General features: G+C 70.9%; 19 protein-coding genes. 15 read left to right on the top strand and 4 right to left on the bottom strand.

Features of this window, described 5'->3' with window-relative positions; all coding sequences use genetic code 11:
* The first annotated feature begins 249 nt into the window (after positions 1–249).
* Both ABZY45_RS16230 and ABZY45_RS16225 read left to right on the top strand, forming a co-directional pair.
* Complete coding sequence (locus ABZY45_RS16230) at positions 250–1530, top strand: glycosyltransferase family 4 protein (RefSeq protein WP_356740358.1); 1281 nt, start codon at positions 250–252, stop codon at positions 1528–1530.
* A 442-nt stretch (positions 1531–1972) separates the two neighbouring features.
* The gene (locus ABZY45_RS16225; RefSeq protein ID WP_356740356.1) at positions 1973–2188 is read left to right on the top strand and encodes an I78 family peptidase inhibitor; all 216 of its coding nucleotides are present in this window, start codon (positions 1973–1975) and stop codon (positions 2186–2188) included.
* 92 nt (positions 2189–2280) lie between these two features.
* Here the strand turns inward: ABZY45_RS16225 and ABZY45_RS16220 are convergent, their stop codons facing one another.
* Positions 2281–3324 carry a phosphatase PAP2 family protein gene (locus ABZY45_RS16220; protein WP_356740354.1) on the bottom strand — a complete coding sequence of 348 codons (1044 nt, stop codon included), beginning with the start codon at positions 3322–3324 and terminating at the stop codon, positions 2281–2283.
* 463 nt (positions 3325–3787) lie between these two features.
* On the opposite strand from ABZY45_RS16220, the gene ABZY45_RS16215 reads away from it, so the two are divergent.
* Positions 3788–5521: an MFS transporter gene (locus tag ABZY45_RS16215; protein ID WP_356740352.1), complete on the top strand. Its 1734-nt coding sequence runs from the start codon at positions 3788–3790 to the stop codon at positions 5519–5521.
* 89 nt (positions 5522–5610) lie between these two features.
* Positions 5611–6831, top strand: a complete 1221-nt coding sequence (locus ABZY45_RS16210; RefSeq protein ID WP_356740350.1) for an acyl-CoA dehydrogenase family protein — start codon at positions 5611–5613, stop codon at positions 6829–6831.
* 22 nt (positions 6832–6853) lie between these two features.
* On the opposite strand, the gene ABZY45_RS16205 is transcribed toward ABZY45_RS16210, so the two are convergent.
* The gene (locus tag ABZY45_RS16205; RefSeq protein WP_356740348.1) at positions 6854–7300 is read right to left on the bottom strand and encodes a cell division protein SepF; all 447 of its coding nucleotides are present in this window, start codon (positions 7298–7300) and stop codon (positions 6854–6856) included.
* 309 nt (positions 7301–7609) lie between these two features.
* On the opposite strand from ABZY45_RS16205, the gene ABZY45_RS16200 reads away from it, so the two are divergent.
* Positions 7610–8815 (top strand): DUF5685 family protein, encoded by a 1206-nt coding sequence (locus tag ABZY45_RS16200; RefSeq protein ID WP_356740346.1) that lies wholly within the window; start codon positions 7610–7612, stop codon positions 8813–8815.
* Between the two features lie 80 nt (positions 8816–8895).
* Here the strand turns inward: ABZY45_RS16200 and ABZY45_RS16195 are convergent, their stop codons facing one another.
* Positions 8896–9834, bottom strand: coding sequence for an ABC transporter substrate-binding protein (locus tag ABZY45_RS16195; protein ID WP_356740344.1), 939 nt, complete (start codon positions 9832–9834; stop codon positions 8896–8898).
* 449 nt (positions 9835–10283) lie between these two features.
* On the opposite strand from ABZY45_RS16195, the gene ABZY45_RS16190 reads away from it, so the two are divergent.
* The 10 genes from ABZY45_RS16190 to ABZY45_RS16145 all read left to right on the top strand — a co-directional run bounded on the left by ABZY45_RS16190 (position 10284) and on the right by ABZY45_RS16145 (position 20835).
* Complete coding sequence (locus ABZY45_RS16190; RefSeq protein ID WP_356740342.1) at positions 10284–11150, top strand: amino acid ABC transporter permease; 867 nt, start codon at positions 10284–10286, stop codon at positions 11148–11150.
* Positions 11147–12988 carry an FAD/NAD(P)-binding protein gene (locus ABZY45_RS16185; protein ID WP_356740340.1) on the top strand — a complete coding sequence of 614 codons (1842 nt, stop codon included), beginning with the start codon at positions 11147–11149 and terminating at the stop codon, positions 12986–12988. Before ABZY45_RS16190 ends, ABZY45_RS16185 begins: the two co-directional genes overlap by 4 nt.
* A gap of 45 nt (positions 12989–13033) precedes the next feature.
* Positions 13034–13936, top strand: coding sequence for an amino acid ABC transporter permease (locus ABZY45_RS16180; protein ID WP_356740338.1), 903 nt, complete (start codon positions 13034–13036; stop codon positions 13934–13936).
* Between the two features lie 35 nt (positions 13937–13971).
* Positions 13972–14724 (top strand): amino acid ABC transporter ATP-binding protein, encoded by a 753-nt coding sequence (locus tag ABZY45_RS16175; RefSeq protein ID WP_356740453.1) that lies wholly within the window; start codon positions 13972–13974, stop codon positions 14722–14724.
* Positions 14725–14753: 29 nt separating this feature from the next.
* Positions 14754–15728, top strand: a complete 975-nt coding sequence (locus tag ABZY45_RS16170; protein ID WP_356740336.1) for an ABC transporter substrate-binding protein — start codon at positions 14754–14756, stop codon at positions 15726–15728.
* Positions 15729–15742: 14 nt separating this feature from the next.
* Positions 15743–16819, top strand: a complete 1077-nt coding sequence (locus ABZY45_RS16165) for an LLM class flavin-dependent oxidoreductase (protein WP_356740334.1) — start codon at positions 15743–15745, stop codon at positions 16817–16819.
* Between the two features lie 5 nt (positions 16820–16824).
* Complete coding sequence (locus ABZY45_RS16160; protein ID WP_356740451.1) at positions 16825–18105, top strand: NtaA/DmoA family FMN-dependent monooxygenase; 1281 nt, start codon at positions 16825–16827, stop codon at positions 18103–18105.
* Between the two features lie 4 nt (positions 18106–18109).
* A complete protein-coding gene (locus ABZY45_RS16155) occupies positions 18110–18916 on the top strand; it encodes a DUF1684 domain-containing protein (protein WP_356740332.1) in 807 nt (268 codons plus the stop codon).
* 356 nt (positions 18917–19272) lie between these two features.
* Positions 19273–20175, top strand: a complete 903-nt coding sequence (locus ABZY45_RS16150; protein ID WP_356740330.1) for a S1 family peptidase — start codon at positions 19273–19275, stop codon at positions 20173–20175.
* A 186-nt stretch (positions 20176–20361) separates the two neighbouring features.
* Entirely contained in the window at positions 20362–20835 is a 474-nt protein-coding gene (locus ABZY45_RS16145; protein ID WP_356740328.1) for a hypothetical protein, read from the top strand.
* A gap of 12 nt (positions 20836–20847) precedes the next feature.
* On the opposite strand, the gene ABZY45_RS16140 is transcribed toward ABZY45_RS16145, so the two are convergent.
* A complete protein-coding gene (locus ABZY45_RS16140; RefSeq protein ID WP_356740326.1) occupies positions 20848–21747 on the bottom strand; it encodes a DUF4231 domain-containing protein in 900 nt (299 codons plus the stop codon).
* Positions 21748–21930: the final 183 nt, after the last annotated feature.

The following is a 21930-nucleotide window of genomic DNA, read 5'->3' as shown; positions in this document are numbered from 1 at the left end:
AGACAACGGACGACCCGGGGCCGGGGTCACGCGCGAATCGGGAGATTAAAGCGGGGGAGTCGATGACCCGGCGCACCGTCAGATCGTGAAAGAAATGCGGAGTCAGGCATTCCGCCTATAGCCCTCCCAGGTGCGTGCGCCAGTTCGAAATGTCACGGCTCTGTGCGACTCCTGTGGGAAAGCCATGACCTCTTCTGACGACACGTAAGGTCCGATGCGGACCAGTCGAACAGGGGAAACGACTACGTAATGCACATTTCATTTCTGCTCCACAATGCGTACGGCATCGGGGGAACGATCCGTACGACCTTCACGCTCGCGAGGACCCTGGCGGAACAGCACGACGTCGAGATCGTCTCCGTCTTCCGGCACCGCGAGGACCCTGCGCTCGGCGCACCCGCCGGTGTGCGGATGAGCCACCTCGTCGACCTGCGCAGATCGGCTCCGGACTTCGAGGGGAACGACGCCGAACACGCGAGATCCGCTTCGGTGTTCCCGCGCGGCGACACCAGGTACCGGCAGTACAGCAAGCTCACCGACAGCCGTCTCGCCGCCCATCTCGGGGCGCTGGAGGCCGATGTCGTCGTCGGTACACGTCCGGGACTCAACGTCCACATCAGCAGGCAGGCCCGGTGCGGGCCGGTGCGCGTCGGCCAGGAGCACCTCACCCTGGAGAGCCACAGCTACCGGCTCCGCCGAGAGATAAGGCACCGGTACGCGCTGCTGGACGCCGTCACGACCGTCACCGAGGCCGACGCCCGGGACTACCGGACAGGGCTGCGGCTGCCGGGAGTGCGTGTGGAGTCGATCCCGAACAGTGTGCCCGAGCCGAGCGGGCCGCCCGCCGACTGCGACGCCAGATGGATCGTGGCGGCGGGCCGGCTGCACCGGGTCAAGCGGTACGACGTGCTGATCCGGGCCTTCGCCGGTGTCGCGGCGGTGAGGCCGGACTGGCGGCTGCGGATCTACGGCGCGGGGGACGCGTCCGGCAACGAGCAGCGGCCCCTGCGTGCCCTCGTCGAGGAGCTCGGGCTCAGGGAACGGGTGCTGCTCATGGGATCCGCCGACCCCATGGAGGAGGAGTGGCCCAAGGCCTCCATCGCCGCCGTGACCTCGGAGCGGGAGTCGTTCGGCATGACCATCGTGGAGGCGATGCGCTGCGGGGTGCCGGTGGTGGCCACCGACTGCCCGCACGGACCCGCCGAGATCATCCGCGACGGGGCGGACGGCAGGCTCGTACCGCTCGGGGACACCGGAGCGTTCACCAAGGCCCTGCTCGGCCTGATCGACGACGACGAGCTGCGGCACAGGATGGGCCGCGCCGCGCGGGTCTCCGCGGCACGGTTCGATCCGGCGCCGATCGCGGAACGGCACGAGAAGCTCTTCCGCGAGCTGGCGGCACGGGGATCCAAGGGCCGTTCGCAGAGCACGCTGCGCAACGCCGTGCACCGGTCCCGGGGCGGAGTGCTGGACGGGGCGTACGCGCTGCGTCACGCGGCGTCGTCGGCGATCCGCCGGGGACGGGGGTGAGAGGAGGCGCCCGGACACCTGTCCGGGCGCCTCCGGCGGCCGCGTCCCGGACCGTTTCATTCCGGATGGCGTGACGGGTGCGGAGGCTCCGCGACCGGGGTCGGGCAGGGTCGGTGCGAGGGGAAAGTAAGGGTGTCATAAGGGGGAGTGAATTCCAGGTTGCGCGGTCACGTATTCCGCATTCCGCAGCCGTGGGAAACACGCGACGCATGCGCTCCGGCGGCCTGTGATTTCCTCGTGAACGATGTCCGGAAGGAATTCCGGGCGCCCGCGAAATGCAGGTCACACGCCGTGCGGCCGCCTCTTCCGACGGTGCGGACCCGGGTGAAGCCGCGTGGGGATCCTGTGACACAAGCGTGACCGGCGAGGTACATACGGTCGCGCCCGGTGCGTCCCTCGCCACCGCTTCCGCCTCGCCGTGCGACGGCCTACGGTGAGAGGTATGGCACCTGTACCGACCCCTCCCGCCCAGCCGGACGACGCTCCCGATTCGTACCTCGGCCTCGACGCCGAGGCCGCGGAACGACAGGCCAGAGCCCGAGGCTGGAGCACGGTCCGAGCCCTCCCGCCGGGCAGCATCATCACCATGGAGTTCCGTGGCGGACGCATCAACTTCGAGGTGGACGCCGCGAAGGTGATCCGCTGCTGGGTCGGCTGAGGCCCGGCTCCGCGCATGACGAAGGCCCCGGCATCTGCCGGGGCCTTCGTCATGCGCGGAGCCGGGGAAGTGCGTGGTCCCCGCAGGTCAGGTCAGGGAGCTACCGATCCGCCTGTCACCGGACGGGCCGGAGATCCGCCGCTCCGCGGGGCGCGATCCGCGTGCGGCGGGCGGCGTGAGCCCGCCGGGGTGACGGGCGTCCGCTCCGAGCGGACCGGGTGCGTCTGGTGCGCGCGGGCGCGAGCACCCGCCCCCGGGTGTCCGGCCGCCGCCGGGGAATCGGGCACCGCCACCATGCTCGCGGCCTCCTGGGCAGCCTCGGCGCCCTTCCCGCCACCCAGTGCCTGCGGCAGCAGCACTGGCTCCGGAGCAGCCGGAGCCGACGGGGCGGACGTCCGCAGCCGACGGCGGGCCCGCCACTGCTCCCGCACCGAGAGGATGAGGACCTCGGCGCGGGTGACGAGCGGCTCGAACCACGGCAGGGCCAGCAGGATCAGCAGGCCGGCCGCCCAGCCCAGCAGGACGTCGCTGAGCCAGTGGGTGCCGATGTAGACGGTGGTGAGCCCCACGCCGAGCGAGACGAACGCCGACAGGGCCGACAGGTAGCGCCGCGCCCGCGGGGTGGTGGCCAGATAGGCGAGGATGCCCCAGGTCACCACGGCGTTGGCGGTGTGCCCGGAAGGAAATATATCGCCGCCGGCGAAGAGCTCGGCCGAGCCGATCTGGGTGGCGTAGTGCGGGCCCAGCCGCCCGAGCCCGAGCTTGACGGCGCCCACCGACACGTTGAGCAGCAGCAGCGAGGTGCCCAGGGTGAGGAGAGGCCGCAGCGTGTGCTGGCGCCAGGAGCGCCAGCCGAGCCAGGAGGCGACCATCACGGCCGTGGGGCCACGCTGGCCGAGCACGACGTAGTAGTCGAGGAAGGCGTGGAGTCCGGGCCACTGCTGATAGGGCCGGAACAGCATGACCTTCCAGTCGAGAGCCACCAGCCAGGACGAGACGAGCACAGCGACGACGATGGCGACATAGAACGCCAAAGTCCCGCCGAAGAGAGCGATGCGGTGACGGCTCATCCGCGGGGTCTCTATCTTCGGCGGTTCCGGCTCCCGGTCCAGACGGGCAAAGATGTCGGTACGCACGCAATGGACGTTACAGCGAGTGAGTGTGCGATCCGGCCGATCCCGCGTCTTTGTGATGACGATGTGATGTGGACTTTGTCTCAGGCAGGTCTCCATTACCGGTGTGCCGATGAATGGATTCGGGCGCCTCGGCTATTCGCTCCCGGCGTTATTCGTAGAAATGTTTGATCACCGAAGAAAGTGATGCGGCGTGACCGTGACGCGTATGCGCGGGTCCATTCGGGGCAGCCGCGGGGCGCGGCCGGGCCGGCGCGGCGGCGAGGCCGTCACCCCGTGTACCGGGTGAAGTGGTGTACGCCACACCCGGTGGCCGGTGAACGTATGAGCTGGACCACGCGTGACCACGTGGAACTCGCGTACGCTGACGGCTCACTCGCCCGTCGATGCCGGGCCCGGGGGACGCCGAAGCCGGATCCCCAGCGGGTCTGCCGAGCGCGAGGGACTCATTGTGGGAGGTACGTACATGACTGGGACGTCCACGGCCGTGAGCAGGCTGCGCGCAGCAGCCGACGGTGCCAACCGCTGGGTCGTCCTGGTCGTCCTCTGCCTCAGTCTTCTTCTGGTCGCGCTGGACGCGACCGTGCTGCACGTCGCCGTTCCCGCCGTCACCGAGGATCTGCGGCCCAGCGCCGTGGGCCTGCTGTGGATCGTGGACGCCTACCCGCTGGTCTGCGCCTCCCTGCTGATCCTCTTCGGCACGCTCGGTGACCGGATCGGCAGACGGCGGGTCCTCCTCGGGGGTTACGCGCTCTTCGGGATCGCCTCGGCGCTCGCGGCGGTGGCCGACAGCCCGGGCATGCTGATCGCGGCGCGCGCGCTGCTCGGCGTGGGCGGCGCGATGATCATGCCGGCCACGCTGTCGATACTCCGGCAGGTCTTCCCCGACCGGCGCGAGCGGGCCCTGGCCATCGGGATCTGGACCGCGGTCGCCGCGGTGGGCGCCGCGACCGGTCCGGTCATCGGCGGGTTCCTCGTCGAGCACTACTGGTGGGGCTCGGTCTTCCTGATCAACATCCCGCTCATGGCCGTGATCCTCCCCGTGGGGCGCTGGCTGCTGCCCGAGTCACGTGGCGGGAGCGACGGCCCCTGGGACGTGCTCGGCGCTCTGACCGCCGCGGCCGGTGTGCTCGGGGTCGTCCTCGGCATCAAGCGGATCGGCGGCGACGGAGGGCTCCTGACCCTCGCCACCCTGGGCCCGCTGCTCGCCGGGATCCTCCTGCTCGTCCTCTTCGTCCGCAGGCAGCGGCGGCGCACGCACCCGCTGATCGACATCGCGATGTTCTCCCGGCCCGCCTTCACCACGGCCGTCGGCTGCATCGTGCTCGCCATGCTCGCCCTGGTCGGCCTGGAGCTGATCGCCGTCCAGTACCTCCAGCTGGTCCTGGACCTCAGCCCGCTGGAGACCGGACTGCGGCTGCTGCCGCTGACCTTCGCGGCGATGGCAGCCGGCGCCACCGGTTCGTACACCCTCAGCCGGATGGGGCCCCGCCGGATGGTCGGATGGGGCTTCGTGCTGACGGCCGCCTCCGTGCTCCTGCTGACCCTCATGGGCCAGCACGACCGGCCCGTCCTGCTCACCGCAGGGTTCGTGCTGCTGGGTTTCGGGCTCCAGTCCACGCTGTTCGGGGCCTACGAGTCGATGCTGAGCGAGGTGCCCGCCGAACGCGCCGGCGGAGCCGCCGCGATCGGCGAGACCTCCTACCAGCTGGGCGCGGGCCTGGGGATCGCGCTGCTGGGCAGCGTCATGAACGCGGCCTACGCCCCCGGACTCTCCCGGCTGCACGAGGAGGGAGTCCCCGCGGCCGCCGGGTCGGCGGCCTCGCACTCGCTGGGTGAGGCCTACCAGGTGGCGGGCAGGCTGGGCGGCCCCATGGGGGACCTGCTGCGGAACACGGCGCGGCACGCCTTCGTCGACGGACTCCACATCACGCTGCTGGTCAGCGCGGGGCTCCTGCTGCTCGGCGCGCTGGCGGCGCTGCGTCTGCCGCCGGTCATGGACTGCCCGCCGGTCGCGAAGGGCTGCCGGGAGCAGACCGTCGAGCTGCCGGAGCAGGCGAGCGGGCGGGATTCCGGCACGTCGGCGACCCGTGGCGGATCGCGGACCCCGGCCGTACCGGAGGCCCGCGGGGAGCGGCTGCCGGGTCCCGTCCGGCGCGAACCCGCCGAGGCCACCGGCTCTGGACGGGCCGCACTCTGAGCCGTAACGTCGCCGGGGCGCCATAACTATCACTGCTAGTTTCAGTACGGTGGCGCGTTTCCGAACCGTGCGAGCCGCCGGAGGCACCCATGTCCACCACCGATTCAGCGAAGCCGTCGAAGCTCCCGCCCTTCGACCCGTGCGACCCCATCGGCATCGACGACCTCCTCGGGCCGGAGGACCTCGCGATCCGGGACACCGTGCGCGCCTGGGCCACCGACCGGGTCCTCCCGCACATCGCCGGGTGGTACGAGAAGGGTGAGCTCCCCGGCATCCGCGAGCTGGCCCGCGAACTCGGATCGCTCGGGGCGCTCGGCATGTCGCTGAAGGGCTACGGCTGTGCGGGGGCGAGCGCCGTGCAGTACGGCCTGGCCTGCCTGGAGCTGGAGGCCGCCGACTCCGGGATCCGCTCCCTGGTCTCCGTCCAGGGTTCCCTCGCCATGTACGCCATCCACCGCTTCGGCTCGGATGAGCAGAAGCAGCGGTGGCTGCCCGGCATGGCGGCGGGCGAGATCATCGGCTGCTTCGGCCTCACCGAGCCCGACCACGGCTCGGACCCGGCGGGGATGCGGACGTACGCCGAGCGGGACGGTGACGACTGGGTCCTCACCGGCCGCAAGATGTGGATCACCAACGGATCGGTCGCCGGGGTCGCCGTCGTGTGGGCGCAGACCGACGAGGCGGGCGGCGGAACCGGCATCCGCGGGTTCGTGGTGCCGACGGACAGCCCCGGTTTCTCCGCGCCGGAGATCAGGCACAAGTGGTCGCTGCGCGCCTCGGTCACCAGCGAACTGGTCATGGACGGCGTACGGCTGCCCGCGGACGCCGTCCTGCCCGGCGTCACCGGTCTGCGCGGCCCGCTCAGCTGCCTGAGTCACGCCCGCTACGGCATCGTCTGGGGAGCCATGGGCGCGGCGCGCGCGAGCTTCGAGGCGGCGCTGGACTACGCGAAGTCCCGTGAGCAGTTCGGCAGGCCGATCGGCGGGTTCCAGCTCACCCAGGCCAAGCTCGCCGACATGGCCCTGGAACTCCACAAGGGCGTCCTGCTCGCCCATCACCTGGGCCGCAGGCTGGACGCGGGCAGGCTCCGTCCCGAGCAGGTCAGCTTCGGCAAGCTCAACAACGTGCGTGAGGCGATCGAGATCTGCCGCACATCGAGGACGATCCTCGGTGCCAACGGGATCTCGCTGGAGTATCCGGTGATGCGGCACGCGACGAATCTGGAGTCGGTGCTCACCTACGAGGGAACCGTGGAGATGCACCAGCTGGTACTGGGCAAGGCGCTCACCGGACTGGACGCTTTCCGGTAGGGCTCTGCGGCGAGCGCCCCGCTCAGCTCTGGTTGAAGAAGCCGTCGGCGGGCCGGCCGGCGGCTTCGCCGTTCACCACCTGGGTGTGAGCGGGGGTCAGCAGGAAGACTCTGGTCGCCACACGCTCGATGGAGCCGCGCAGGCCGAAGGTCAGTCCCGCGGCGAAGTCCACGACGCGCTTCGCGTCCGAGGGGTCCATGGCCGTGAGGTTGACGATCACCGGGACGCCGTCCCGGAAGAGCTCACCGATCCCACGCGCGTCCCGGAAGCTGTCCGGGGTGACGGTGGCGATCCTGCGCCCCGTGTCCTCGGCCTTCTCGGAAGCCACCTGCACGCGGGGGTCGGTCACCCATGGCTGGCCGGTGCCGGTCTCCGCATCCTCGGAGTACTCGTCGTCGTAGTACCGCTCGTCGTTGTCGTTGTCCTCCACGAGGCCCAGCCAGGCACTTGCCTTGCGCACCGATCCCATGGACGCCTCCTCTCACCGCGGTTCGTTGGTGTTCCGCATCTCTTTCCTATCCCTATGGTCGTCCATGATGCGGATACAGCGCCAAGGGGATAGTCGGCGCGCAGGCGATTCGTGACGCTACTGGTGCAGAGCATGTGGCGATTCGTCAGGGTTCCTCCCGTATAAGGGGGGTTGCAAAAGGAAAATATGATGCTCCGGGCCGTCCGGGTGACATGGCGTGCGTACGGGTGAACGGGATGGTCGATACGATGCACGCCGCGCGGGCGCACGAGCGCGGCGTATCAGGTGAACGGCTACCGGGGGATCGTCGTGTTCGGAATCGTCAGGCCCTGCACCCATCGGCTGTCCGAAGGACTCAAGACCGAGTGGATGGCCCATCTCTGCGGGCTCTGTCTCGCGCTGCGCGCGGACCACGGGCAGTTCGCACGGGTGGTGACGAACTACGACGGCCTGATCGTCTCGGTCCTGACGGAGGCTCAGTCCGAGCGGACCGGCGCACAACGGCGCACCGCCGGCCCCTGCCCGCTGCGCTCGATGCGGACGGCTCCGGTCGCGCGCGGCGAGGGCGCCAGGCTGGCCGCCGCCGTGTCGCTCGTGCTGGCGTCCGCGAAGGTCCGCGACCATGTGGCCGACCGGGACGGACTGTTGAAGCGGCGCCCGGTCGCCGCGGCGGCGCGCAGGGTCGCGGCGGGCTGGGACAGGGCGGGGGCGCGGACCGGGGCCGAGCTCGGCTTCGACACGGCGGTCCTGGTCGACGCCGTCGACCGGCAGACCGGGATCGAGTCCACAGCCGGGCCCGGCACCTCCCTGCTGACGGTCACCGAGCCCACCGAGACCGCCACGGCGGCGGCCTTCGCGCACACCGCCGTACTCGCGGGCAAGCCGCAGAACGCCGAGGCGCTCGCCGAGGCGGGACGGCTCTTCGGCAGGCTCGCCCACCTCCTGGACGCCGTGGAGGACAGGGAGACCGACGCCGCGTCGGGTGCCTGGAACCCCCTCACCGCCACCGGCACGTCCCTCGCCGAGGCCCGCCGGCTGTGCGACGACGCGCTGCACGGTGTGCGTCTCGCGATGCGGGACGCGGAGTTCACCGACAGTACGCTGGCCCACGTGCTCCTGGTCCACGAGCTGCGGCGGTCCGTGGACCGGGCCTTCGGCTCGTCCTCCTGCTCGCACCAGCCGGACGGCGGGCTCTCGGGGTCCTTCGGTCCGCCGCCCGGCAACCCGTACGCACCCAGTGGTCCGGGAGGCCCTTTCGGGCCGCCCCTGCCGCCCGAGCCGCCCCGCAACCGGCGCGGCCTCATCGCCGGGTGCCTGGTCTGGGCGGGGCTCGCCTGCACCTGCCAGATGTGCTGTGCCAGTAACTTCAACGACCCCTGGAGCGGTCAGGAGCGGGAAGGGCTCTGCCACAAGTGCGACTGTGGTGACTGCTGCGAAGGCTGTGACTGCTGCAGCAACTGCTGCGGCGGCGAGGACGGCGGCTGCTGCGACTGCGACTGCGGGTGCGACTGCTGAGAGAGCGGTGCGCGGGCGGCCCACCGGCGCGCAGTGGCGCAGCGGTGCTCACCGGCGCACCGGGGAGCACCGCCGCGGACTCACCTGATCTCGGGCGGTGAGATCCGTGAGGCCTTGATCGCCGACTTGGTGGTGCCCCACTTCTTCAGGATGCGGTCGTACGTCCCGTCCGCGACGAGGCCGTTGACCGCCGCCTGGAAGGCGGGCGCCAGCGGGGTGCCCTTCTTGAAGGCGAAACCGACGTCGAGCCGCTTGAACTCGTTGAGGAAGCGCAGCCCCTCCATCTGGGTGACGGCGTAGCGCAGCCCGTTGATCGTGGACATCAGGACATCGCTGCGCCCCTGCTGGAGCGAGCTCCATACGGCGGCCTGATCGGCGTACGTCCGGACCTCGTACGCCTTCTTGCCCGCCTCGCCGCACACATGCCGGTTCTCCTCCAGGGTCGCCTCGAAGGTGGTCCCGGCGGCGGTGCCGACGGTCAGGCCGCAGAGCTGTGTGAGGTCGGTGACCTCCTTCAGATCGCTGTCGTCGCGGACGGCGAAACCCTGACCGTCGTTGATGTACGTCACGAAGTCGATCGTCTTCCGGCGCTCGTCGGTCACGCCGAAGTTGCCGGTCCCCACGTCGTACTTCCCGCTGCCGAGCGCCGGCAGGATCGCCTCGAAGGAGGCCACCTCGCGCTTCAGCTTCAGCCCGAGCGCCCGGGCCACCGCGTCGGCGAAGTCGATGTCCGCGCCCGCGAGCGTCTTTCCGTCCTCCTCGTAGAACGCCCCCGGTGGCGCGCCCACGCTGGACGCGAGGGAGAGGGTTCCCGAGGTGCGGACTCCTGCGGGCAGCAGCTTCGCCGCGGCGTCGTTCCTCTTCACCGCGGAGACCACGTCGGTCGTCGGCGTCTTCCCTCTGGCGGCGGACCCGGCCCCGGCCGGGGCGGTCGCCGGATCACCCGATCCGCAGGCGGTCAGCGTGAGCGCGGCGACGGTGATCAGTGCGAAGGCAGCGGTGTGCCGGGTTCGGGGCATGACAAAGTTTCTCCGGATTCGTCGACCGCGCTCCCGTGCGCAAGGGCACGGAGCGGCGGGGCGGGAGATCAGCGGTACGAGGGGAGGGCCGAGCGGTGTCGTGTACGCGAAGGAACGCTGCGGAGGATGCTCCAGCGCCGGAAGGGCGCGAGCGGGTGGAGAGAGAAACGCAGGGGGGTCAGCTCAACAGGAGGAGGACCACACGCGACCGAAGTCGATGTGGGAGCGGGTGACCAGCCACTGCTGCGAATACATGGCCCAAGTGGAACAGGCATCCGGTTGCACGTCAACCGAAGTGAGACGTACGGCTCACACTGTGGACACGCTTGACAACACAGGCCGGTTGGGGCTTTTCTCAGGAGCGGACCGGCGCTGAGGGGCCCGGTCCACGTTGTGTTCGCGCTGAAGGCACGCCCCGTGTTCGATCTCTGCATCCACGGAGCCTTCGCATGTCCGCGCAGACAGACAGCCCTTCCCCCGTCATCACCGCCCCGCCCCGCAAGGACGCCGGGGGCCCGGTCCCGCGCATCGTCCCCGTACGCCGAACAGGCCGCTGGACAGCGGCCGTTGCCGTCCTGCTGCTCCTGGCGGGGGCGCTGGTGTCCGTCGTGCGCAACGACGCCTTCCAATGGGACGTCGTGGGCGCCTACCTCACGACCGACTCCGTGCTGCGAGGGCTCGGCCTGACACTGTGGCTCACCGGCCTCGTCATGGTGCTGGGCTTCGCGCTCGGTACCCTCCTCGCGGTGTTCCGGCTCTCCGGCAACCCCGTGCTGAAGGCGGTCGGCTGGGGATACATCTGGCTGTTCAGGTCCACGCCGATCCTGGTCCAGCTGCTCTTCTGGTTCAACATCGGCGCCCTCTACCCCCAAATCCTCGGCGTCCGGACGGTCGACCTCCTCAGCCCCGTCGTCGTCGCCGTCATCGGGCTGACGCTCCACGAGGCCGCGTACGCCGCCGAGGTGGTCCGCGGCGGCATCCTCTCCGTGGAGCGCGGACAGTTGGAGGCGGCCCAGTCGCTGGGCCTCGGCCCCTGGCGGCGGCTGCGGCGGATCGTGCTGCCGCAGGCCATGCGCTCCATCGTCCCGCCGGCCGGGAACATGCTGATCGGGACGTTGAAGGGCACCTCGATCGTCAGCATCATCGCCGTCCGGGACCTGCTGTACTCGGTGCAGCTCGTCTACCACCGCACGTACGAGGTCATCCCGCTCCTGCTGGTCGCCACCCTCTGGTACGCGGCCGTGACCTCGCTCCTGTCCATCGGCCAGTACTACGTCGAACGCCACTACGCGCGCGGCACGGCGGGCCCCCGATGAGCGGTACACCGGCACTCGTCGTCATAGGCGCCGGACCCCGCGGCACCGGGGTCCTCGAACGCATCGCGGCCAACGCCGCCGAGCTGTACGACGGCCTCCCCCTGGACATCCACCTCGTCGATCCCCACCCGCCGGGCGGCGGCCGGATCTGGCGGCAGGACCAGTCCCCGCTGCTGTGGATGAACTCCATGGCGGAGGACGTCACCATGTTCACCGACGAGACGGTCCCACTGGACGGCCCGGTCCGCCCCGGACCCGCCCTGCACACCTGGGCAGCGGACGTCCGCGAGGGGCGCACCCGCGTCCTCGGCGACCCGGCCGTCCTGGAGGAGATCCACGGCCTCGGGGACCAGGACTTCCCCAGCCGGCGACTCCAGAGCGCCTATCTCCGCTGGGTGTACGAGCAGACACTCGCCGCGCTCCCGCCCGGCATCACCGTCCACGAACACACCGGCCACGCCCTGCGGGTCTCCGGGCCCCGCGACGGCCGCCAGCGCGTCCGGATCGAGGGGCGCGCCGAGCCGCTCGTCGCCGACCTCGTCGTCCTCACCGTCGGCCACCTCGACGCCGAACCGGACGCGGAGCAGAAGGAGCTCAGCGCCTTCGCCGCACGCCACGGACTGGTCCACCTGCCGCCCGACTTCACCGCCGACACCGACCTGACGGCGCTCCCGGCCGGCGAACCCGTCCTCGTCCGGGGCTTCGGGCTGGCCTTCATCGACCTGATGGTGCTGCTCACCGAGGGACGTGGCGGGCGCCACGAGGACGGCATCTACATCCCGTCCGGCAGGGAGCCGGTCCTGTACGTCGGCTCGCGGCGTGGCGTCCCGTACCACTCGAAGATCGGCTACACCTGGCAAGGTGAACGCCCGCCGCTGCCCCACCACTTCGCGACCGCCCAGGCCGAGGAGATCCTGAACCGCCCCGGCCCCGTGGACTTCCGGCGCGATCTGTGGCCGCTGGTCGCCAGGGAGCTGGGCCATGCCCACTACCACCGGCTCTTCACCGCCCACCCGGAGCGCACCGCGGTCGACCGGCGTGACTTCGAGGAGAAGTACGCCGTCACCGAGCCCGGCAGCCCCGAGCTCGCGGCACTCGTCGCATCGGCCGTCCCCGACCCCGCGGACCGGCTCGACCTCGACGCCCTCGACCGCCCGCTCGACGGGGTGCGTTACGCCTCGTACGACTCCCTGCAGGACGGGCTGCGCGCCTACATCACCGCCGACCTCGAACGACGGCACGACCCCCGCCACAGCCCCGACCTCGCCGTCTTCCTCGGACTGCTGTCCGTCTACGGGCAGTTGACCCGCTTCGGCGACATCGGGGAGCAGTGGCATGGCTTCTTCAGCTATCTCGCATCGGGCCCTCCCGGCCCCAGGCTGCGCCAGCTGCTCGCCCTGTCAAGGGCCGGAGTCGTCCGCTTCGCCGGAGCCGGAATGACCGTGGAGTCCGACGAGGCCCAGGGCGTCTTCCGGGCCCGCAGCACCACCGTCCCGGGCGCGGCCGTCGAAGCCCGCGCACTCGTCGAGGCCCGGCTGCCCGACCCCTCGCTGCGCAGGACGCGCAGCGCGCTGCTGACCGGGCTGTACGAGGACGGCGCGGCCGGCACCGGGACGGGGCTGCTCTCCGTCGACCCCGCCGACGGCCGTGTCCTGTACCGCGACGGCCGCCCCCACCCGCGCCGCTTCGCGCTCGGCCCGTACACCACCGCGCGCTCCAGCGGTGCGTTCACCCGGCCCCGCACCGGCGGTCCCGCCTTCCGCCAGAACGACGCCACCGCGCGCACGGCGCTCGTGTTCCTGCGCGACCTCTCCTGTCGGGACCGCCTCACCGTCTGAGCACGGCAACCCGTACCGCACCCCCGTCGCAGAAGGAACCCCGCCATGTCGCTCACCAGCGATCCACCCGTCCACTCACCGGCCGAAGCCGGCTCCCGCGAGGAGACGTCCGCCGACGCCTACGCGGCCCTGACCGTCGTCCCCGTACGCCATCCGTGGCGGTGGGTGGCCGTCGCCGCCACGGCGGTGCTGCTCGCACAGTTCCTGAACGGCCTGATCACCAACCCCGGCTGGGAGTGGGACGTCTTCGCCCGGTTCGTCACCACCGAGACCATCCTGCGCGCCGTGTGGGTCACGCTCCAGCTGACCTTCTACGGCACGGTCCTCGGCTTCGCGCTCGGCATCGTCCTGGCTTTCATGCGGCTGTCCGCCAGCCCGTTCCTCAGGGCGGTCTCGTACGCGTACATCTGGGCGTTCCGCTCGATCCCGCTCATCGTCCAGCTGCTGTTCTGGTTCAACCTGGCCTACCTCTACAAGGAGGTGCAGTTCGGCATCCCCTTCGGACCCGGATTCGTCTCCTTCGACACGATGAACCTCGTCGGCGCGATGAGTGCCGCCGTTCTCGGGCTCGCCCTGCACCAGGCCGCGTACGCGGCGGAGATCGTGCGGGGTGGCGTACTGGCCGTGGACAGCGGTCAGTCGGAGGCCGCGGCGGCTCTCGGGATCCCGCGGCTGCGGCAACTGCGGCGCATCGTCCTCCCGCAGGCCATGCGCTCCATCCTGCCGAACGCCGCCAACGAGATCATCTCCCTCTTCAAGGGCACCTCGATCGTCTCCGTGATGGCGATCGGTGAACTCTTCTACCAGGTCCAGGTCGTCTACGGACGCAACGGGCGGGTGGTGCCCCTGCTCATGGTCGCCACGGTCTGGTACATCCTCCTGACCACCGCGCTCTCCGTTCTCCAGCACTACGTCGAACGTCACTACGCCAAGGGAGCAGTGCGATGAGCGCAGCCACGGAAGAAGCCACCGGGACCGACGCCATGGTCGAGATCAGGGCCGTCCACAAGAGCTTCGGTCAGCTCGACGTGCTCCGCGGCGTCGACCTGACCGTACGCGCGGGGGCGGTCACCGTGATCATCGGCCCCTCCGGGTCGGGGAAGTCCACCCTGCTGCGCACCATCAACCACCTGGAGAAGGTCGACCAGGGCTGGATCAGCGTCGACGGCACCCTGGTCGGCTACCGCAGGTCCGGCGACAAGCTGTACGAGCTGCGCGAGCGAGAGGTCCTGCGCCAGCGCACCGCGATCGGCTTCGTCTTCCAGAACTTCAACCTCTTCCCGCACCTCACCGTCCTCGAGAACGTCATCGAGGCCCCGATCGCCGCGCTCGGCCGTCCCCGCAAGGCCGCCGTCGCCGCGGCCGGGAAACTGCTGGCACGGGTCGGGCTCGCGGACAAGGCCGGGGCCTACCCCAAGCAGCTCTCCGGCGGCCAGCAGCAGCGCGTCGCGATCGCCCGCGCCCTCGCCCTGGAGCCGAAACTGCTGCTCTTCGACGAGCCGACCTCGGCCCTCGACCCCGAGCTGGTCGGGGAGGTCCTCGACGTCATCAAGGACCTGGCCCAGGGGGGCACCACGATGATCGTCGTCACGCACGAGATCGGCTTCGCCCGTGAAGTCGCCGACACCGTCGTCTTCATGGACGAGGGACGGATCGTCGAGCAGGGCCCGCCCGCCGACGTCCTCGACCACCCGGTCCAGGAGCGCACCCGCGCCTTTCTTTCCAAGGTCCTCTGAGCATGTCCCCGCGATCAAGGAGCAGTCACGTGCCCGTCCACCGCACCCTCACCGCCGCCCTCGTCACCCTCACCGCCGCAGGGCTGCTCACCGCGTGCGGCACCAGCGGCGCCACCGAGGACGTGATCCGACCCGAGGGCCGGAAGGACACCGGGATCAACATCGGCCCCGACCAGAAGAGGATCAGGGGCGAGAAGGTGGAGGAGATCGCCGCCGAGGTGCCTGCCGCGATCCGCGAACGCGGCACCCTCCGGTTCGGTGCGAGCGCCGACGCCTCACCGCCACTCGGCTTCTACGCGACCGACGACAAGACCCGCATCGGCAGCGAGATCGACCTCGCGACCCTCATCGCGGACACCCTCGGTCTGAAGCCCGAGTTCGAGGAGGTCTCCTGGGAGAACCTCTTCGTCGGCCTGGACAGCTCGAAGTTCGACGGGGTCCTGTCCAACGTCACGGTGACCGAGGAGCGCAAGGAGAAGTACGACTTCGCGACCTACCGGCTCGACAACATCGCCTTCGAGGCGAAGAAGGGCTCCGGCTGGAAGGTGAAGGGCCCTGCGGACGTCGCGGGAAAGACGGTGTCCGTCGCCTCCGGCACCAACCAGGAGAAGATCCTCGTCGACTGGAGCGAGGAGAACGTCAAGGCCGGACGCGAACCGGTGGAGATCAAGTACTTCCAGAAGGACACCGACTACTACCTGGCCCTCCAGTCGGGCCGCATCGACGCCTACCTGGGCCCGAGCCCCTCCGTCAACTACCACGTCGCGTCGGCCGGGCAGTCCGAGATCGTCGGCACGCTCTCCGGCGGCGGTGACGGTGTCCAGGGCAAGATCGCCGCCACCACCAAGAAGGACAGCGGCCTGGTCGAGGCGTACGGCGCCGCGATCGACCACATCATCCAGGACGGCTCGTACGCCGAGGTGCTGAAGCGCTGGGGTCTGACCAACGAGGCCGTCGAGAAGTCCGAGATCAACCCGCCCGGCCTCCCCAAGACCGAGAACTGACCCGAGAGGTCCGCATGTCCTCCACCAGGCCCCTCCACCTCGCCGCCGAGATCGGCGGCCCGCCGCGCTACGACGCCGGCTCCCACGTCGCTCTGGCCCGCCTCGCCGAAGGAGGGGCGCTCGACTACGTCACCCTGAACGACTCCTTCGCGCGCCCGGGCCCCGACGCGCTCGCCGTACTGGCCCGGGTCGCCCCGGCCACCACCCGGATCGGCCTCGTGCCGACGGTCACCACCACCCACACCGAGCCCTTCCACGTCTCCTCCGCCGTCGCCACCCTCGACTGGGTCAGCAAGGGCCGGGCCGGCTGGCAGGCCGACGTGTCGAGCACCGAGGCCGAGGCCCGGCTGTTCGGCCGGCGCCCGGCCGCACCCGCCACCGCGCTGTGGCGGGAAGCGGGGGAGGCAGCCGACGCCGGAGCACGGCTGTGGGACAGCTGGGAGGACGACGCGGAGATCAGGGACGCCGCCACCGGCCGCTTCATCGACCGCGACAAACTGCACTACGTCGACTTCGAGGGCAGCACCTTCTCCGTCCGGGGCCCGGCCATCGTGCCCCGGCCCCCGCAGGGCCGGCCCGTCACCGTCATCGACGGCACGAGCGGTCCCGCCCGCGAGCCGGCCGCCCGGCACGCTGACGTCGTCCACGTGCGGGCCACGTCCCCCGAGCAGGCGGCCTCGCTCGCCGACGAGCTGCGCCGCCGCGCCGCCGCCCACGGCCGGGACCCCGACAGCCTGCGGGTCCTGGTCGCCCTGACCGTCGACCTCGGTGACGCCGAGACCGCCCCGGAACCAGGGCTGGAGAGCGGCCCGCAGCTCGCCGGACGGGGGACCTACTTCCGGGGCGGGCCCGTGGACCTCGCCGAACTCGTCATCCAATGGCACCGGGGAGGGGCCGTGGACGGCTTCCACCTCACCCCCATCACACCGGAGCGCGACCTCGAACGGATCGTCAACGGCACCGTGGCCCTGCTCCAGCACCGCAGCCTGTTCCGGACCTTCTACCCGGGCGGCACGCTCCGCGAGCACCTCGGCCTCGGCCGGCCGGCCAACCGCTACGCGCTCGCAGACACCTCAGGGGCCCAGTCATGAAACAGATGCACCTCGCCGCCCACTTCCCGGGCGTCAACAGCACCACCGTGTGGACCGATCCCCGCTCGCGGAGCCAGATCGACTTCACCTCCTTCGAGCACCTGGCCAGGACCGCCGAGCGCGGGAAGTTCGACTTCTTCTTCCTCGCGGAAGGACTGCGGCTGCGTGAGCACAACGGCCGCATCCACGACCTGGACGTGGTGGGCCGCCCCGAGTCCCTCACCCTCCTCAACGCGCTCGCCGCCGTCACCGACCGGCTCGGGCTCGCCGCCACGGTCAACGCCACCTTCAACGAGCCCTACGAACTCGCCCGCCGTCTCGCCACGCTCGACCACCTCAGCGCGGGCCGGGCCGCTTGGAACGTGGTGACCTCATCGGACGCCTTCACCGGCGAGAACTTCCGCCGCGGCGGCTATCTCGACAGGGCCGACCGGTACACCCGGGCCGCGGAATTCGTCGCCACCGCCCGTGAGCTGTGGGACTCCTGGACGCCGGACGGCGAATCGCGGCCCTTCGCGCACTCCGGGCGGCACTTCGAGATCTCGGGAGAGTTCAGCGTCCCCCGCTCGCCCCAGGGGCACCCCGTCGTCATCCAGGCCGGGGACTCCGACGAGGGCAGGGAATTCGCCGCGTCGGCCGCCGACGTCATCTTCACCCGGCACGGCACCCTGGAAGCGGGCCGCACCTTCTACGCCGACGTCAAGGCACGCCTGGAGAAGTACGGCAGACAGCCCGGAGACCTGAAGATCATGCCCGGGGTCACGGTCGTCGTCGGTGACACGGACGCGGAGGCCCAGGAGAAGGCCGCCGAGATCCGCCGGCAACAGGTCTCCCCGCAGAACGCCATCCTCGCTCTCGAACAGGTCTGGGGCCGCGACCTCTCCTCCTGCGACCCCGACGGGCCGCTGCCCGACGTCGACCCGGATCCCGGCTCGGACCTGGTCCAGGGCCGGGTGCGGGTCGCCGACCCGCTCGCCGTGGCCGCGAAGTGGCGGGCGCTCGCGGAGGCCAAGGGGCTGTCCATCCGCCAGACGGCCATCGAGTCCACGGCCCGGCAGTCCTTCATCGGCTCGCCGGAGACGGTCGCGGCCGAACTGGAGATGTTCGTCGACACGGAGGCCGCCGACGGCTTCATCCTCGTACCGCATCTCACCCCGGGCGGCCTCGACGACTTCGTCGACCGGGTCGTCCCGCTCCTTCAGGAGCACGGAGCCTTCCGCTCCGAATACGCCGGTTCCACGCTGAGGTCGCACCTCGGCCTGGCCGAGCCGGTATGGAAAGGTTGACCGCATGAGCACGGACGCACAGCAGGACAGCGAGGAGTTCCACGCCTGGCAGCGCTGGCACGAGGGACGCATCGTCGCCGTGGCCGCGCCGCACGGCCCGCTCTCCCTCACCGGCACCCACTGGCTCGCCGACCACCCGGAGGGTCGAATTCCGGCCGTGCCGGGGCTGTGGCGCGAGGAGGGCGGGGAGGTGGTGCTCACCGCCGGCCCCGAGGACGGGCTGACCGTCGACGCGAAGCCGCTGGACGGCGAGGTCCGCCTCGGCGCCGACCGGGGTCCCGTCGACACGTCCCGGGTGGCCCGGGGGGAGCGCCGACTGGTCGTGTTGAGCCGCGAAGGCCTGTGGGCGGTACGGGACTTCGACCCCCGGTCCCCGGCCCGGAACGCCTTCAGGACCATCGACGCCACCCCGTACGACCCGCGCTGGACGCTGGAGGGGACCTTCCGGCCGTACGAGAGCGACCGGAACATCCGTGTCGCCAACGCCGACGGCCGCGAGCGCGGCCTGGGACTCGCCGGCGAGATCGCCTTCACCGTGGACGGAGCCGAGCACACGCTCCAGGTGGCGGTCGAGCCCGACGGCTCGCTCTGGGCCGTCTTCGCCGACGCCACCAGCGGGGACAGCAGCTACCGCTTCCGCTTCCTGCGGCCCGAGGCGCCCGACGCCGAGGGCAGGGTCCGGGTCGACTTCAACCGGGCGCTGCTGCCCCCGTGCGCGTTCGCCGATCACTTCATCTGCCCCTTCCCGCCCCCCGGGAACACCCTGACGGTGGCCGTCCCGGCGGGGGAGCGGAACCGGATCGACGGCTGACCCGCCCCGCCCCGGACACGCGCCGCCCTGCCCGCCACGGTGACCCGCCCCGCCCGCCGTCCGGCAGGCGGCGATCCGGCCACCGCCCCACCGGAACCCGGGCACGCGGCGCCGGCCCCGGCAGCCCCACCAGCATCAGGGCTGTCGGGGCGGCGCCCCGAGCCGTGCCCACCCGGCCGAAATGCGCCCTTGTGCGGCCGGTTGACGGCCCGAATACTCCCGAGCAGCGCTCGTCAGGACCCCACGACGCATCCGGAATGGGAGCACCTTCCGGTGAGCGGCGTGTCCCCGACCGCGCCTCACGGGTCCGGCCACCCCACAGGCGGGCCCCCGATTCCCCTCGGGAGGAACGAAAAGTGAGGATCAAGCGCACCAACCCCCGCAACGGTGGCTCGGCGAGACGTAGCCGTGTCACAGCTGTCACCGCAGGACTCGTGGCCGTCGCGGCCCTCGCCGTCCCCGCGGCCAACGCCGATCAGGCCCGAACGTTCAGCGCGGACCAGCTCACCGCGGCGGGAGCGGCCGTGCTCGAGGCCGACGTCGCCGGCACCGCCTGGAACGTCGACCCCGCGAGCGGGCGGCTCGTGGTCACGGTGGACAGCACCGTCTCCCAGGCCGAGATCGACGAGATCAAGCAGTCCGCGGGGGCCGACGCGGGCGCTCTGCGCATCGAGCGGACCTCCGGGAAGTTCAGCAAGCTCATCTCCGGCGGCGACGCGATCTACGCCTCCAGCTGGCGCTGCTCCCTCGGCTTCAACGTCCGCAGCGGCAGCACCTACTACTTCCTGACCGCCGGTCACTGCACCGACGGAGCCGGCACCTGGTGGTCCAACTCGGCCCACAGCACGGTGCTCGGCACCACCACGGGTTCCAGCTTCCCGACCAACGACTACGGCATCGTCCGCTACACCAACACCTCCGTCGCCAAGTCCGGCACCGTCGGCAGCCAGGACATCACCAGCGCGGCCGACGCCACCGTCGGCATGTCCGTCACCCGCAGGGGCTCCACCACGGGCACCCACAGCGGCTCCGTCACCGGCCTCAACGCCACCGTCAACTACGGCGGCGGGGACATCGTCTACGGCATGATCCGCACCAACGTGTGCGCCGAGCCCGGCGACTCCGGCGGCCCGCTCTACTCCGGCACCCGGGCGATCGGCCTCACCTCGGGCGGCAGCGGCAACTGCACCACCGGCGGGACGACCTTCTTCCAGCCGGTCACCGAAGCACTGAGCGCGTACGGCGTCAGCGTGTTCTGACCCGGACGGACACCGCCGCACTCCCGTGAGCCCCCGCCGATCCCCGGCGGGGGCTCCCGTTCGGACCACAGCTCTTGAGAGAATGTCAGGACGGTCGGTCGCAGAGGAATCACGGGGGGCGGACGCTGCGCCGGTCCGGAGGGGCGCCCTCCGGGACCCCCGTCGACACCAGGGGGTCCCAGGTCCGTGAAACGCATCGGAGTGACCGGTCACCGTTCCATCCCCCATGAAGCACAGGCCCATGTGCTGGAAGGGCTGCAGGCGGCTCTGTGCGGCCACGAAGGCTCTCTGGAGGCGCTCTCCAGTCTGGCGGTCGGCGCCGACCAGCTCTTCGCCGACCTCGCGCTGGCCCACGGAGCCGAGCTGACGGTGGTCATCCCCAGCGGTGACTACGAGGCGGGCTTCGACGAGAGGGAGCTCGTCCGCTACCGGAAGCTCAAGGCCCGCGCGGCCCGAGAGGTCCTGCTGGACTTCCCGCACTCCACCGACGAGGCGTACTACGCGGCGGGCACCTACATCGCCGACCACTGCGACCGGCTGATCGCGGTGTGGGACGGCCGACCCGCACGGGGACTCGGCGGCACGGGCGACATCGTGACCTACGCCCGCAGCGTCGGACGGCCGGTCACCGTCATCTGGCTCGACGGAGTGGAGCGCTGAGCCCCAGGGCGCTCACATCCGGTGCCTGACCAGCCAGTCCGTGTGCTCCGGTGAGACGATCCGCTCGGTCTCGAAGACGGCCGCGGACCACTGACGCTCGGTCAGGGTCGTCTCCATCGCGGCCTGCATGTTCTCCAGGTCGTCCTCGACCAGCGAGTGGGCGGTCACCAGGGGATGGTGACGGCGCATCTCGTTCCAGGCGAGGCACGCGGCGGCGGCGGCGGACAGCGTGCCCGTCAGCCCGAACGAACCCGCGCTGCCGAAGGTCTGCAGCACGGCGAGGACGAGCGCGGGGAGCGTCAGTGCGGCGATGGTGCTCGACCACACGAGCGCCCCACGCCGCGACACCAGCCTGCGCCTGCGGTACCAGCGCCGCTGCTCGATCAGCCGGTCCCGGATGTACGTCTCCTTGCGTACGGTGAAGGCCTTGTCCCGCAGCTCACGCATGGACGCGGTGATGAGACCGCCGCCCGAGTCCGCCATGTCCTCCCTGGGGTCCTCCCACCCCACCTTCCGTAACTCCTGGAGCCCTTCCTCCAGTCGGCTGGCGAACACCGCCTCCGGGTGCTGGGTGCCGGTGTCGAAGGGGGAACCGTGCACGGCGTAGCGCCAGCAGTTGGACTTGATGAACTCCGCTGCGGAGCGGTTGAGTTGCCAATGCGACTTTGCTTTGCGCCGGGTGGCCAGGTAGGTCGTGATCAGGACACCGAGATACGCCAACACCGCGATGCCATCGAGGAGTTGTACGTCGGCCCCGACGGTGATGTGCCACGGCAGGGCGGCGGGTACGGTGCCCAGGACGAGCAGGGCGAGCTGGCCACGGGTGGTGTTGACCGCCTCACGCTGACGTGCGACGGCGACGGCGTCCGTGTGGTGGAAGAGTGCGGGCAGATCAGCGCTCCTGAAGACCATGCTCTGCAGAGGTCCTGGAATCGCCGTCATGTTTCTCCCCCGTCTGCAGTTGTGGTCCGTCATAGGGCCCGGCCGTCGGTGAGTCGCCCCCGAGTGTGCCGCGCGGGGCATGAGAAGGCGCGTAGAGGCCCGCCGGGGCCCTGAGAGTAGGTCGCGTCACTGTGTACGGCAATGGCGCCTCCC

The sequence above is a fragment of the Streptomyces sp. NPDC006516 genome (assembly GCF_040611875.1).
Lineage (GTDB): Bacteria > Actinomycetota > Actinomycetes > Streptomycetales > Streptomycetaceae > Streptomyces.
This window is presented reverse-complemented; position numbering and strand designations above follow the sequence as displayed.